General features: G+C 35.0%; 11 protein-coding genes. 8 read left to right on the top strand and 3 right to left on the bottom strand.

Annotation, left to right across the window (positions count from 1 at the left end; genetic code table 11):
* From ACSVH7_RS06795 to ACSVH7_RS06775, 5 genes are all read left to right on the top strand, one after another.
* Nucleotides 1-393 (top strand): VOC family protein, encoded by a 393-nt coding sequence (locus ACSVH7_RS06795; RefSeq protein WP_438065967.1) that lies wholly within the window; start codon nt 1-3, stop codon nt 391-393.
* Nucleotides 394-398: 5 nt separating this feature from the next.
* Nucleotides 399-1,229: a 4,5-DOPA dioxygenase extradiol gene (gene ygiD, locus ACSVH7_RS06790; protein ID WP_438065966.1), complete on the top strand. Its 831-nt coding sequence runs from the start codon at nt 399-401 to the stop codon at nt 1,227-1,229.
* A 109-nt stretch (nt 1,230-1,338) separates the two neighbouring features.
* On the top strand, nt 1,339-2,067 hold the full coding sequence (gene kdsB / locus ACSVH7_RS06785; RefSeq protein WP_438065965.1) for a 3-deoxy-manno-octulosonate cytidylyltransferase: 729 nt from the start codon (nt 1,339-1,341) through the stop codon (nt 2,065-2,067).
* Between the two features lie 180 nt (nt 2,068-2,247).
* A complete protein-coding gene (gene ccsA, locus ACSVH7_RS06780) occupies nt 2,248-5,439 on the top strand; it encodes a cytochrome c biogenesis protein CcsA (RefSeq protein ID WP_438065964.1) in 3,192 nt (1,063 codons plus the stop codon).
* A gap of 223 nt (nt 5,440-5,662) precedes the next feature.
* Nucleotides 5,663-6,250 (top strand): glutathione peroxidase, encoded by a 588-nt coding sequence (locus ACSVH7_RS06775; protein WP_438065963.1) that lies wholly within the window; start codon nt 5,663-5,665, stop codon nt 6,248-6,250.
* 189 nt (nt 6,251-6,439) lie between these two features.
* On the opposite strand, the gene ACSVH7_RS06770 is transcribed toward ACSVH7_RS06775, so the two are convergent.
* Together ACSVH7_RS06770 and ACSVH7_RS06765 are read right to left on the bottom strand one after the other, a co-directional pair.
* Nucleotides 6,440-7,387, bottom strand: coding sequence for a tRNA dihydrouridine synthase (locus ACSVH7_RS06770; RefSeq protein WP_438065962.1), 948 nt, complete (start codon nt 7,385-7,387; stop codon nt 6,440-6,442).
* A gap of 401 nt (nt 7,388-7,788) precedes the next feature.
* Nucleotides 7,789-8,286 carry an N-acetyltransferase family protein gene (locus ACSVH7_RS06765; protein ID WP_438065961.1) on the bottom strand — a complete coding sequence of 166 codons (498 nt, stop codon included), beginning with the start codon at nt 8,284-8,286 and terminating at the stop codon, nt 7,789-7,791.
* A 136-nt stretch (nt 8,287-8,422) separates the two neighbouring features.
* Between ACSVH7_RS06765 and menD the strand changes: the two genes are divergently transcribed.
* Together menD and ACSVH7_RS06755 are read left to right on the top strand one after the other, a co-directional pair.
* On the top strand, nt 8,423-10,081 hold the full coding sequence (gene menD / locus ACSVH7_RS06760) for a 2-succinyl-5-enolpyruvyl-6-hydroxy-3-cyclohexene-1-carboxylic-acid synthase (protein WP_438065960.1): 1,659 nt from the start codon (nt 8,423-8,425) through the stop codon (nt 10,079-10,081).
* A gap of 89 nt (nt 10,082-10,170) precedes the next feature.
* A complete protein-coding gene (locus tag ACSVH7_RS06755; protein ID WP_438065959.1) occupies nt 10,171-10,512 on the top strand; it encodes a DUF2853 family protein in 342 nt (113 codons plus the stop codon).
* Nucleotides 10,513-10,730: 218 nt separating this feature from the next.
* Here ACSVH7_RS06755 and ACSVH7_RS06750 read toward each other — a convergent pair whose 3' ends face one another.
* The gene (locus tag ACSVH7_RS06750) at nt 10,731-12,083 is read right to left on the bottom strand and encodes a M28 family metallopeptidase (RefSeq protein ID WP_438065958.1); all 1,353 of its coding nucleotides are present in this window, start codon (nt 12,081-12,083) and stop codon (nt 10,731-10,733) included.
* A gap of 175 nt (nt 12,084-12,258) precedes the next feature.
* On the opposite strand from ACSVH7_RS06750, the gene ACSVH7_RS06745 reads away from it, so the two are divergent.
* On the top strand, nt 12,259-13,113 hold the full coding sequence (locus tag ACSVH7_RS06745; protein ID WP_159684370.1) for a CvfB family protein: 855 nt from the start codon (nt 12,259-12,261) through the stop codon (nt 13,111-13,113).
* Nucleotides 13,114-13,427: the final 314 nt, after the last annotated feature.

Raw genomic sequence — 13,427 nt, 5'->3', positions numbered from 1 at the left:
ATGAAACAAAAAATAGCACATATCGCTTTGTTAGTGGCTGATTATGATGAAGCCATTTCGTTTTACGTAGATAAATTACATTTTGATTTGGTTGAAGATACTGCCTTGTCTGAAACTAAAAGATGGGTTTTAGTCGCGCCCAAAGGAAGTCAGGATTTTAGTTTATTGTTAGCCAAAGCCGATGGTGCTATTCAAAAACAAAGTATCGGTAATCAATCGGGTGGGCGTGTTTTTTTATTTTTAAATACAGATAATTTTAATAGAGATTATCAAAATTTAAAAGATAACAATATCGAAATCGTACGTGAACCCAAAACCGAAGACTATGGTAAAGTTCTTGTTTTTAAAGACATCTACGGTAATCTATGGGATTTGATTCAACGAAATAACTAAAAGGTATGCGAAGTATAAACGATTTAGATAAAATAGCACGTTCATTTTCGACTACTGAGAAGATGCCGGTTTTGTTTTTAGGTCACGGCAGTCCAATGAACGCAATCGAAGAAAATCAGTTTGTTACAGGTTTTCGCAATTTGGCCAAAAACTTACCTAAACCTAATGCTATTTTGTGTGTATCTGCACATTGGTTTACCAAAGGGTCAAAAGTTACCGCTATGGAAATGCCTAAAACCATTCACGATTTTGGTGGTTTCCCAAAAGAGTTGTTTGAAGTACAATATCCCGCTCACGGAAGTCCTGAATTAGCTACTATTACTCAAAAATTATTGCTTCCTACAGTGGTTGAATTAGACCATCATTGGGGATTAGACCACGGTGCTTGGAGTGTAATCAAACATTTATATCCAAAGGCTGATATTCCTGTCATTCAATTGAGTATAGATTATTCAAAACCCAATGAATATCATTTTCAATTGGCGCAACAATTGAGTCGTTTGCGTCAAAAAGGTATTTTAATTATCGGCAGTGGTAATATCATTCATAATTTGCGATTGGTCGATTTTTATAATTTTGAGAGAGATGATTATGGCTATGATTGGGCTATAGAGGCTAGAGCTACCATTAATTCGCTTTTACTGGATGGCAATTTTCAACCATTACTCGATTACGAAAAGCAAGGTCAAGCGTTTCAATTGGCTATTCCAACTCCAGAGCACTTTTTGCCTTTGATTTATGCATTGGGTTTAAAGGACAAAAGCGAAGAAATACAGTTGTTCAATGATAAATTAGTAGCGGGTTCGTTAAGTATGACCTCGGTTCGAATTGGCTAAAGTATTTAGTTGTATATGAGAGTATGGATTTTATATATTTGTTCAATCAAATTTTAAATTCAAAAAAAACTTCACCTCCTAGCGCCTTTACGGCAATAAAAATAAAACAATGAAAATAATAGCAGTCATTCCCGCTCGATACGCATCAACCCGATTTCCAGCAAAATTAATGCAAGATTTAGGAGGAAAAACAGTCATCAGAAGAACTTATGAAGCCGCTATAAACACTGAACTTTTTGATGATGTGTTTGTGGTAACCGACTCCGATTTAATTTATAATGAAATTGCAGTAAATGGCGGAAAAGCAATTATGAGTATCAAAGAACATGAGTCGGGGAGTGACCGTATTGCAGAAGCAGTTGAAAATCTTGATGTTGATATCGTGGTCAATGTGCAAGGCGATGAACCCTTCATAAATACCGAACCCTTGGCTAAAGTGATTGAAGTATTTAAAAACGACATCAACCAACAAGTAGATTTAGCTTCTTTAATGCGAGAAATCACCAATGAAGAAGACATCAATAATCCTAATAATGTGAAAGTTGTAACCGATCAAAATGATTTTGCTCTATACTTTTCACGTTCTGTAATTCCTTATCCAAGAGAGAGAAATGTAGGTGTGCGCTACATGCAACACATCGGTATTTACGCTTTTAGAAAACAAGCTTTATTGGATTTTTACAGTTTGCCAATGAAAGCTCTAGAAGCTTCTGAAAAACTAGAACAATTGCGTTATTTAGAGTTTGGGAAACGAATCAAAATGGTTGAAACTACACATGTAGGTATCGGAATTGATACTGCGGAAGATTTGGAAAAAGCGAGACAAATGCTGAGATAAGTAACAATGCTAACTTGTTTTTTATTCGGGTGATATAGATTGAAAGTACTATAGCCATGAAATTACTTAAAAGTTAATTTCCATGGTTTTTTTTTAGATTTAATTAACAAGTGTCGTCATTCCTTCTGATAATATTTAAGTACTTTTGCGACACTTTTACCAAACCAATTTATAATTTAAATGGATAAAAAATATTACTCCTTTTTGTTCTCTACTCGTTTGATGGCCATGCTTTTTGTGATGTATGCAGTGGCAATGGCTACCGGTACTTTTATTGAAAGTAAATACAATACAGATACCGCCAAAATTTGGATTTACAATGCATGGTGGTTTGAAGCCATTCATGTGTTTTTCTTGATTAATTTCTTCGGGAACATCAAAAGATATCAGTTATTGAAAAAAGAAAAATGGGCTACTTTATTGCTGCATTTGGCTTTTATTTTCATCATCATTGGAGCTTTTATAACTCGTTATATTAGTTACGAAGGCATGATGCCGATCCGTGAAGGCGCTACTGAAAACCGTATTTATTCTGATAAAACGTTTGTCACCGTTTTCGTAGATGGAGAGTACAAAGGGGAACCAAGACGTCGAACTTTCGAAAAACCAGTGTTATTGTCTCCAGTAACCAACAATAATTTTTCTATTGCTGATAATTTTGATGAAATCCCTTTTGAAGTGAATTATGAAAACTTTATCATGGGGGCCAAAGAATACATCAAACCCGATCCTAAAGGGATTTTATATCTAAAAATCGTAGAAGCCGGAGATGGTGGGCGAGAAGAACATTTCTTGAAAGAAGGAGAAGTGCAAAACATTCATAACGTTTTGTATGCTTTGAATAAATTTACCGAAGGCGCTATCAATATTACGACTACGGGAAAAGAATACACTATTCAAACCCCATTTGAAGGAAACTTTATGCGAATGGCGGATAAGTTGCAAGGAAAAGTATCCAAAGATGTGGTGCAACCTTTGATGATGCGTTCCCTATATTCTATTGGTGAAAAACGAATTGTTTTTCCTGAACCTGCTGTTAGAGGAGTAATTGCTTATGAATCGAATAATGATTTTAAAGCCAAAAATCATGAAGATGCTATAGAATTGAGTATTACCTCGCAGGGAAAAACAGAAAAAATTACTGTTTTAGGTTCTAAAGGAAAAACAGGAGATTTTAAAACGGTTAAAATTGGTAACTTAGATTTTGCCATCGCTTACGGAAGTAAAGAATATATCTTGCCTTTCAAAGTAAAATTGAACGATTTTATCGCAACTAAATATCCTGGAACGGAAAAGAGTTATTCGGCTTTTGAAAGTCAAGTTACCGTTATGGATAGCAAAGAAAATTTTGAGGCACGGATTTATATGAATCATGTGTTAGATCATCAACAATATCGATTCTTTCAATCCTCTTTTGATCCCGATGAAAAAGGAACAGTACTCTCAGTAAACCATGATTTTTGGGGAACCAACATCACTTATTTAGGGTACTTTTTATTGTATTTTGCAATGATGGCCATTTTATTTACCAAACATTCTCGTTTTGGCGATTTGAAAAGAAAACTAGAAGTAGTAAAAAATAAGAAAGCAAAATTACTTTCTATTTTCTTGTTGTTGTTTGGACTACAAGGGTTTGCACAAAGTCACGAAGGACATAATCATGCTGAGGGTGACGGCCATAATCACGAACAAGCAGTGATGCATACCCGAAAAACTCCAACCGAAGCCGAATTGGATGCGCTGTTGAAGACCAACACGGTCAAAGCAGCACACGCGGCTAAATTCGGTCGATTGATTATTCAAGATGCAGGCGGAAGGATGAAACCAATCAATACTTTTTCGTCTGAATTGTTGCGAAAAGTGAGTCATACTGATACTTATAAAGGAATGAATTCGGATCAGGTGTTCTTATCCATGACACAATTTGCAAATATTTGGTTGGAAGTACCTTTAATTTATATCACCCCCAAAAACGACAGTATTCGAAAAATTATAGGTGTTGATAGCGAGGCTAAATTTGCTCCATTTATCAAATTTTTTGATGAAAAAGGAAATTATAAATTGTCTCCTTATTTGGATGCTGCCTACAAAGCCGCTAATCCAAATCAGTTTGAAAAAGATTTTATCGAAACGGACAAAAAAGTCAACTTGATGGAATCGGCACTGAGTGGACGCATCTTGAAAATTTTTCCTATTCCGAATCATGAAAATTCAAAATGGGTTTCCTTTCTTGAATTGAATGAAGCGGGATTAAAGGGAATGGATTCTACGTATACCAAAAGTATTTTACCGCTGTATTTTGGTACGTTGAACAATGCTATTAAGACTCAATCGTATGACACTTCGGATGAATTATTAGAAAGCATCAATGGATATCAAAAGAAATTTGGCGCTAAAGTAAGACCTACAGAAGAAAAAATAGACCTTGAAATTGCTTACAATAAGTATGATGTTTTTCAGAAATTACCGTATTTGTATTTATTGGCAGCAGTTATGATGTTGATTTTTACCATTATTCAAATATTTAAAGACAGAAAATGGTTGCATGTTACGATCAATGGATTTCATGTTTTAATTGGGCTTCTATTTGCATTACATACGATAGGATTGATTGCAAGATGGTATATTTCAGGGCATGCGCCTTGGAGTAACGCTTACGAATCGATTATTTATATTGCCTGGTCCACGATGTTCTTTGGATTGGCTTTTGATCGAAAATCAAAATTAACCGTAGCTTCTTGTGCATTCGTTACAGCTATGATATTAGCAGCAGCTTATGCCAATTGGATTGATCCTGAAATTGCGAACCTTCAACCGGTTTTGAACTCGTATTGGTTGATGATTCACGTGGCAGTAATTGTAGCGAGTTATGGACCGTTTGCACTAGGGATGATTCTAGGATTTGTTTCTTTGTTGTTGATTTTCTTTACCAACGAAAAGAATAAAGCAAAAATGGAATTGAACATCCAAGAGTTAACCTACATCAACGAAATGGCACTAACCATTGGATTGGTAATGCTAACCATAGGGAACTTCTTAGGAGGACAATGGGCCAATGAGAGTTGGGGACGTTATTGGGGCTGGGATCCAAAAGAAACTTGGGCTTTGATCAGTATTATGGTGTATGCTTTTGTGATTCACATGCGATTCGTGCCTTCGTTGCGAGGAAAATGGATTTTTAATTTGATGAGTATGTACGCGTTTCTTTCGATTTTATTCACGTATTACGGGGTAAATTTCCACTTGGTAGGATTGCATTCCTATGCAAGTGGTGAAGCGAAGTCCTTAAGTTGGATTTGGTATTCTATAGGAAGCATTACTTTTATTGGAGCGATTACTTACTCAAAATATAAGAGGTACTATAAAAAGTAATAGTGTTTGTAACTTTTAAAAAAAGGGCGATTCTTGTGGGTCTCCCTTTTTTTTATGTAAAAATTAACTTTCGTCTATAGAAATTAATAGATTAGTAAACAAAAAAAACAATTATATTTACCAAGAAATAATTATGAAATGAGCATGACCTAAAATTGGTCACAAAAACCAGTGATGATATGCGAATTACATATGATCTTTAAAAAACAATAAATATCAACAAATGAAAAAAATACTAAATGTAGCTATCTTGATGACGCTCTTTTTTAGCTGTCAAAACCAAGCACAAACTTCAAAAGTAAATACGACTGTTATGAATACTAATCTTGCTAAAGAGACTATTTATCAATTTAAGGTAACTGATTTATCAGGGAATATCTTTGATTTTGCTACATTGAAAGGAAAGAAAATAATGATTGTAAATACGGCTTCGAAATGTGGTTTAACGCCGCAATACAAAGATTTAGAATCATTATACAAAGAATACAGTAGCAAAGGGTTTGTAATTGTTGGTTTTCCAGCCAATAACTTTGCGTCACAGGAACCGGGGACTAAAGAAGAAATTGCTACCTTCTGTCAAAAAAATTACGGGGTTACTTTTTCTATGATGGATAAAGTATCGGTTAAAGGAAATGATATGTGTGCCGTATATCAGTTTTTAACCCAAAAAGCTAAAAACGGATTAAAAGATTCTGAAGTAGAATGGAATTTTCAAAAATACCTATTGAATGAAAAAGGGGAATTGGTTGAGGTGATTTCTCCAAGAACCTTACCAACAGATCCTGTAATTATCAATTGGATAAAAAGCTAGTTTGCCATTAATAAATTTTGTAGAAATTAATTTTGAAAAAGAGTTTGCCTAGCAAGCTCTTTTTTTTGAACTGTATTCAAACTTTTACAATGAATGAAAACCGCAAATTCGCAAATTTTATGTTGCTAAATCGGTGTTTCAATTCAAACGATTTTAAAAAAATAATAATTTGCGAATTTGCGGTAAATTTCACGACTCTTTTGCTATTATTTCTTTTACTGAAGCCTCGTAATTTCGGATACTTTTGGCCTTTTTAATTTGCTTGTGTACTTTATGAGGATTGGAAAAAAGTACCGAAAAGTACTCCCACAAATGATGCATTTTCAGGAGAATATGAGTAGCACCAGATAAGGATTCGCTGTAGCCTTCGTAAAGTGTGTCATGAAACTGACTGAACACTTCCATTTTGTTTTTTGGGTATTCAAAAGTGTTGTTTTTAATCATATTGGGAAGAAAAGGGTCTGCAATTAATCCGCGACCTATCATCCAATTGTCGATACTTGGGAAACGTTGCTGCATCTTTTGAAATTGCGCCACCGAAGTGATGTCTCCGTTATAATATAGTTTATGCTTTGTGTTATCAATACAGTTTTTAAACCCTTCCAAATCGACACCTCCTTTGTACAATTGTTTTCCTAAGCGCGCATGAATGGCAATATTTTTTATAGGATATTGATCCAAAATAGGAAGGACGTCCAATATTTCTTGTGGCGATTCGTAGCCCAAACGCATTTTCATAGAAACAATGATGTCTGTTTCTGTATGCGCTCGGTCGAGGATGTGATTGATTTTTTCGGTATTGCTGATGAGTCCCGAACCCATACCTGATTTGGTCACCATCGGGTAGGGGCAACCTAAATTCCAGTTGAGTTCTTTGTATCCCAATTCTTTTACATAGCGGGCAACAAATAAAAATTCTTCGGCATCGTTCGTAATTACCTGCGGAATTACTTCAAGCGTATCATTGTTTTCTGGGAGTAAATCTCTGTGATAGGAGTTTTTGATAACCAATTTTCCGTTCAGCCGAATGTAAGGTGAATAGAATGTGTCAATACCACCAAAATATTTTTGTTGTGCATTTCGAAATCTGTAATCGGTGAATCCTTGCAAAGGTGAAGAAAGTAGTGTAAAACTCATAGTTGAAATAAAACTACAAAGATAAGTCATTCAAGCGGAAGGCGACTCATTAATTGTTTTCTGTTTTTAGCCACGAATTTATTGGGATTTATTTTTTTAGCCACGAATTCACGAATTTGTAAAATAAAAAGAACCCGACAGATTACTCTAATTGTAACAATTCAGTTATTTTTTTTAGACATTAATTGCCTCCAACTTTAGTTGGAGGGGTAAAATTTGAATGTTTCAATGACTTTAGCCAAAATTAGCTGCTTTTATTTGGCTAAAGCCAATGCAATCAATCTTCATAACTCCAGCTAAAGCTAGAGCCAATTGAAAGTAAGACAAACTGAGTAGTTACTATTAATTCAATAAAAAAAATAAAAAATAATTCGTGAATTTGTGGCTAACATACAGCTACTTTACTCCAAAATCAATTGCATGAATACTGAATGTAACCAACGATCAAATTTAAAGCCCGATTCTTTGATAATGCCCACTGTTTTGAATCCGAATTTTTCATGAAACAAAACGCTACCTTGATTTTCGGCATCGATAACTGCAATCATTGTGTGGAGTTTTTGGGTTTTGGCCAAAGTAATTAATTCTGCTAAGAGAAGGTTTCCAATTCCTTTTCCGTGGTAATCATTGGCAACATAAACAGAATGTTCGACAGTAAATTTATAAGCTTCTCTAAAACGAAACTCACTGTACATTCCAAAACCAACTACTTGACCATCTGCTTCAGCTATGATTACAGGGAATTTTTTGGTCAATTTATCATCCAAAATTGCTTTTTGTTGTTCATACGTTCTGATATTGTAATCATACAAAGCGGTTGAATGCAAAATGTTATAGTTGATGATGTCCAAAATAGCTTGTGTATCTTGGGTTTGGTAAGGGCGTACTTCTATTTTCATTTTAAAATATTTCTATCCAAAAATAGTAAAAAATGATGCTATTTAAAGGAATTGGGCAGTCAAGTTTGTAACTTTGTGCCTCAAGTTGAAGTGGTATAACTTCTAACTTTTTAACATCTAATTTCCAACTTCAAAAATGGTTTATCCCAAAATACCTTTAGCACAAAGCCTACTTCAGATTTTTTTAGCCAAAGGAATTCAAACAATAGTCATCTCTCCAGGTTCTCGAAATGCTCCTTTAACAATAGGTTTTGCGAGTCATCCTGATTTTACTTGTTATAGCATTGCCGATGAGCGTTGCGCTGCATTTTTTGCGCTGGGAATTGCCCAACAAACGCAAAAACCTGTGGTTGTGGTGTGTACTTCTGGCTCGGCATTACTGAATTATTATCCTGCATTTGCCGAGGCTTTTTATAGTCAGATTCCATTGATTGTCCTTTCGGCAGATCGCCCACAAAGTAAAATTGATATTGGCGACGGACAAACGATTCGTCAAGAAAATGTATTCCTGAATCATTCGTTATACAATGCCAATTTAACCGAAGAGGCTTCTTTTGATAATGATGTAAAAATTAACGAAGCAATTAATACTTCTATTACCCAAAAAGGCCCTGTTCATATCAATTCACCATTCGAAGAGCCATTGTATGAAACTGTTGAAACTTTTACAGTAAACGCTCATATCGACGCAACCATTCCCGCTACCGTTGATAAGCCATTAGGTGATTTAACGCCTTTTGCGGAGATTTGGAATGCCTCCAAAAAGAAAATGATTTTGGTAGGCGTGAGTGGTTTGGATGCCAATGCGAAGTCGATTAACGTGATTGCGAATGACGATTCGATTATAGTGATGACTGAAACGACTTCGAATATTCATCATCCTAGTTTTGTCAACAATATCGATACAATTATTACGCCGTTTACAAAAGAAGATTTTGAGGAGTTTCAACCCGATATTTTGGTGACTTTTGGAGGAATGGTGGTTTCCAAACGCATCAAAGCTTTTTTAAGAAAATACAAACCCAAACATCATTGGCACATCGACCCTTTGAGAGCTTATGATACTTTTGGGGCTTTAACGCATCATTTTGAAGTGCATCCGAATACCTTTTTTAGCGCATTTTATCCTTTGGCACAAAAAGTAAAGAGCACGTATTCATCTCAATTAGCACACGTAAAATATTTGCGCAAGCAAAAACACGATTGGTATGTTTCTAAAATACCGTTTTGTGATTTTATGGTTTTTGATAAAGTAATTTCGAATTTACCTAAAAACTCACAGTTGCAAATCAGTAACAGTTCTGCCATTCGATACGCTCAGTTGATTGATATTGACCCATCGATTGAAGTTTTTTGTAACCGAGGAACTAGCGGTATCGACGGAAGTACATCGACTGCGATTGGTGCAGCTGTAGCTAATGGAAAGCCAACGGTTTTTATGGGCGGAGATATTGGTTTTTTCTATGATAGTAACGCCCTTTGGAACAATTATATTCCAAAAGATTTTAAAATCATTCTCATCAATAATGGAGGAGGAGGCATCTTTAGAATCTTACCTGGGCATAATGAAACTCCGGTTTTTAATACTTTTTTCGAAACCTCACATCATTTAACCGCGGAACATTTGGCTAAAATGTATGGTTTAGCATACAGTAAAGCGACAGATGCTAAAAGTTTAGATGAGGCTATTGCTACTTTGTTCCAACAAAATGAAGAACCTCAACTATTAGAAATTTTCACCCCAACAGTTGAAAACGATAAAATCTTATTGCAATATTTTAAAGAGTTGATATAAATTATTGATTTGGTAATATTATGAAATGGATAAATGATTAAATTTGAATGAGTTAAATGTGTTTTTGTTCAAATTTTAAACGTTATTTTATGAGTACTAGAGAAGAGTTAATCGTTAAGTATGCAAAAGATTTAAAAGAAAAATGTGGTGTTACACCAGACATGGATTTGCTTACCAAAGTAACTATTGGTTGTGGACCGTCAATTTATAATGCCGATTCGGCTACGGTAGCAGGAAGTCAGCCTTCAGAATTAGTAACGGTAAAAAAGAATTTTTTGATTGGAAAATTAGGACTTGCCGATGGACCAGAATTAGATAGTGCCATTGATGCCGTGATGGAACAATACGGAAGATCAAATTCAAACAAATATAGAGCAGTGGTATATTATTTGTTGACCGTGCACTTCAAAAAAGAAGGTGTGTATAACTAGTAAAGTGAATTACCTTTTAAACAAAAAGCGCCTTAATTGGCGCTTTTTGTTTGTTTTATGGAAAATCGTTTGCTTAACCAATTACACTTGCAACCAGAAAAAGGACGATTAGAACAATTACTACTACTTTTAAGTATTTTGAATTTCTCATGATTGTTTTTTTTTGTTGTTTTCAAAAATATCAAAACTTTTTGATTTTGAGCTATGCGAGGCGTATTTTAACGAATCGGAATTGGAAATACAGGCATACTAGCATGGCCTAAAGCATCTACTGACTGTACAGCAAAGAAATAATTGTCTTTTGAGTAGGGGATTTCTATTTTGTTTTCTTTTGTGAAAATTGCTTTTTGCCAATGGGACGCACTCGTTTCTCTTATTAAAATGGTGTATCCAAAAACGGGTTTTCCTTGGGGAGCTTGCCAAACTAGTACGGATGAATTGGTTAGTTCTTTAACTTCAATTCCGACGTTTTCTGGTGCTTTTGGCGACCAAGCTAAATTGCTGAAAGTAGATAAATTAGAGCAGGTTACTTTACGCATGTATTCAAAGTCCATAAACTCGGGTAAATCGCCATATTGAATGTTGTTTTCTTTGCGAACGTTTTGATGTTGATGGTAATAGTTCTCATTCATTTCACAAAAACGAATCGCTGTAAATCCGTTTTGACTAAAAGGAGTGTGGTCACCACCTCTTAAAAAGCGGTCATTTCTATACACCAATTGAATGTCTAATTGAGGCACATATTGTTGGGTCACTGTTTTGATATAACGTGCCAATTGTCGGGATGGACTATCATTGTCGCGATTGGTAGCTTTTCTCATTTTGGCTTCAGCCTCCGTTTCGGTATAAGGAATCGTTTCGCTAAATACGCGAACTTGAGTGTTATCGCGAAGTTGGGTACCACTTGATAAGCTATTGCCAATCATATCATTATTGAGCATTGCGATTAGGTTCCATTTTTGTTCTTTGGCTATATCAGCTAAATGTTTTGCTCCATATAATCCTTGTTCTTCACCCACAACGGCTACAAAAATGAGGGTAAACGGGAATTCCCTTTGACTCATAATTCTGGCCAATTCCATCACACAAGCCACTCCCGAACCATCATCATTAGCACCTGGCGCATCCGATTTGGCATCTATTACATCAGAAGCACGCGAATCCAAATGACCGCTTATAATTAGAACACGATCATCCGTTGGGTCGGTTCCTTTTAACGTTGCCATAACGTTGCCTAGTTCACTGTCGACAGCGATTCTTTTGCTATCGGCTTTGATAGTAAAATAATCAATATTAGAAGTCAAACGTCCATTAGAAGCTAATGCGTATTTGTCAAATTCTGATTTCACCCAACGCTGAGCAGCACCTATTCCGCGGGTGTTACTTTTAGTATCACTTAAAGTATGTCGCGTACCAAAAGAAACTAATTTCTTTACAATGGCTTCTAGGTTTTCGGTTTTGACTTCATTCACCATTTTGAAGATTTCTGGGTCGGAAGTTGTGATTTGAGAGTGTAAATTTGGAACTACAAAGAGTAGTAAAAAGAGTTGAAAAAGTACAGTTGGTTTCATTGGAGTTAGTTTGATTTTTTCAAATTTAAACAATTAAAATAGTTTTAGGTATTTTGATTTGGAGATTAACACTTGTACAATGATGTGCTTCACAAGATACATCGAAGAATCTCAACGCTTAGCTCTAGAATAAAGCAAAGTCTTTGTACCTTTGCGCCATAGAAAATAGAAGAAAATGATTCAAATAGGAAAATACAATACCCTAACCATTTTAAGAGATACCAAAGTAGGTTTGTTTTTAGGCAACCCTGAGCAAGACCCAGAAGGAATACACGATATTCTTTTGCCTAACAAATATGTTCCAAACGAATTTGAAATTGGAGAGGAATTAATAGTTTTTGTGTATTTAGACCACGAACAACGACCTGTTGCTACCACTTTAGAGCCTTATATTTTATTGAATGAGTTTGCTTTGTTAAGAGTAAATTACATCAACCAAGTAGGAGCTTTTATGGATTGGGGAATGGAAAAAGACATTTTGGTTCCTTTCAAAGAACAAGCGCGTCCTATGGAAAAAGGAAAGCGTTATTTGGTGTATTTGTACATGGATGAAAAAACGAATCGTTTGGTTGCATCTAGTAAAACTAATCAGTTTTTGAGTAATGATGTGCTTACTGTCGAAAAAGGAGAAGAAGTAGATTTAATCGTTTCGCATATTACCGAGATTGGGATTAACGTAATCATCAACGAAAAACATAAAGGCTTGCTTTACAAAGACGAAGTGTATGATGATGCCATTCGAACTGGGGATAGAATGAGAGGTTATATCAAAAATATTCGTCCTGATAATAAGATTGATGTTTCGTTGCAAATTCAAGGCTATCAAAACATTGAACCCAATGCTGAAAAGATTTTAAATGAATTAAGAGCAAGTCGTGGTTTCTTGCGATTGAATGACAATTCACATCCTGAAGACATAAAAACTGTTTTGAAGATGAGTAAAAAAACATTCAAAAAAGCCATTGGTGCTTTGTACAGAGATAAAGTAATTGAGATTAAAGAAGACGGAATTTATTTGATTCAAGAATAATTCTAACAGCATAAAACAAAAAAAAGGCTAATCGATGTACGGTTAGCCTTTTCTCTTTTGATGACAAGTTTGTCTTCAAAAAGGATGCATTCTTTAGGTCTTTGTATCACCTGAAAAACAACAGTTATTGCGATAAAGAAACTGCTTAAAATAGATTAACTTAAGTGTAAAATACCTATTGAATGTTTTGTCTTTAAATGGAATTTTCGATTGATTCAGAATACTAGAATTAACCTTGCAATAAAACCATTAGTTCTTATATAAATTGTAAGGATTCGATTTCAGTTAAACTCCCTTATTTCTTTTAGGCAACC

The sequence above is a fragment of the Flavobacterium sp. TSSA_36 genome (genome assembly GCF_051547165.1).
In the GTDB taxonomy this organism is placed as follows: Bacteria; Bacteroidota; Bacteroidia; order Flavobacteriales; family Flavobacteriaceae; genus Flavobacterium.
Note: the sequence above shows the minus strand (reverse complement) of the source record. Positions and strands in the feature narration are given on the sequence as shown.